The 885-nt window shown below is 39.8% G+C and carries 1 protein-coding gene; it reads right to left on the reverse strand.

Annotated features, from left to right (window positions below; translation table 11 throughout):
• On the reverse strand, positions 1-664 hold a 664-nt coding region (locus tag H7844_16050; protein ID MEO5358789.1), incomplete at its 3' end, for a GAF domain-containing protein.
• Positions 665-885: the final 221 nt, after the last annotated feature.

The following is an 885-nucleotide window of genomic DNA, read 5'->3' on the forward strand; positions in this document are numbered from 1 at the left end:
GGGATAAATCTATCAATAATCCCACCTCGTCTTCATCAAAAGCATCAGGTTCTTCTGCATAGATATTTAAAGCACCTATAACCTCATCTTCATTTATTAACGGTAAGCCTATAGAAGATGCATATCCCCTCTCAGTTGCTTCCTTACGCCATGGAGCATATAAAGTATCTGTCAAAATGTCTCTGCAAACGGCTGGTTTACCGGTACGTACTGCGGTTCCAGTAGGTCCGTATCCTTGAACATCATCATGCCATGTTATGTTGATAGCATCTAAATATCCCTTTTCGTGTCCAAAATGTGCCATAGGCTTAATAGATTTAGTCTCGTCGTGAACTTTGTATCCAATCCATGCAAACATATATCCTGCCTCTTCAACTATCACTCGGCATATCCCTCTAAGCAGATATCCTTCATTTGCTGAATTGTATAAAATTGACTGGGACTTTCTGATGGCTTTTAAAGCACGTTTGGCGGCATTAATAGCATTGATTTGCTTATTTTGAGGTATATGATCCAGATTAGCAACTGTAGTTGGCATACTTTTCAACAGCGCTTCAGTTTCGGCTTCGGCACGTTGTTTGTCCAATTCCAATTGTTTTAACTTTTCGTTTGCTTTGTTTAAAAGTTCTGAGAGTTCTTCTATTTTTTTAGCCTGTGGATCCATCTCAATCACCACTTGCATCCAATCTTATCACAAACTCAGCACCACCATCTACATTATGAACTGTAAGACTACCTCCCATATTCGTCTCTATTATCGTTTTGGACATGTAAAGGCCTATGCCGGTGCCTTCCTTATCTTTGGTTGGTAAGCGTCAAGTTAACCCCACCCGTGATTTTATAGCATAAGATTACGGTCAATATATTGTGGGAGCAAGAGTTTGT

The sequence above is a fragment of the Nitrospirae bacterium YQR-1 genome, from assembly GCA_039908095.1.
Classification (GTDB): domain Bacteria; phylum Nitrospirota; class Thermodesulfovibrionia; order Thermodesulfovibrionales; family Magnetobacteriaceae; genus Magnetomonas.